1 protein-coding gene is annotated in these 263 nt (G+C 61.2%); it reads left to right on the top strand.

The genetic code is table 11. The features are described from left to right. Positions 1-263, top strand: a 263-nt coding sequence (locus AAEY83_RS15970; RefSeq protein ID WP_351060542.1) for an NADPH-dependent FMN reductase, incomplete at both ends; no start/stop codon positions are given.

Genomic DNA, 263 nt, shown 5'->3' with positions numbered 1-263 from the left:
AAGTCGCACTGGCCCTCGCCGAACTGGCGCCGGCCAATCTCAAGCTCGAGATTGTCGAAATCGGTGAGCTGCCGCTGTACAACGAAGACATCGACGGCGCTTCTCCGCCGGCAGCCTACAGCACTTTCCGTCAGAAAGTGGCGTCATCCGACGCGGTGCTGTTTGTTACCCCCGAGTACAACCGCTCGATCCCGGCACCGTTGAAGAACGCCATCGACGTTGGTTCGCGCCCTTATGGCCAGAGCGCGTGGAGTGGCAAACCC

It is taken from the genome of Psychrobacter sp. TB20-MNA-CIBAN-0197, from assembly GCF_040309765.1.
Classification (GTDB): Bacteria; Pseudomonadota; Gammaproteobacteria; order Pseudomonadales; family Moraxellaceae; genus Psychrobacter; species Psychrobacter submarinus.
The sequence above is the reverse complement of the archived record's forward strand: the minus strand, read 5'-3'. Positions and strand labels throughout refer to the sequence as shown.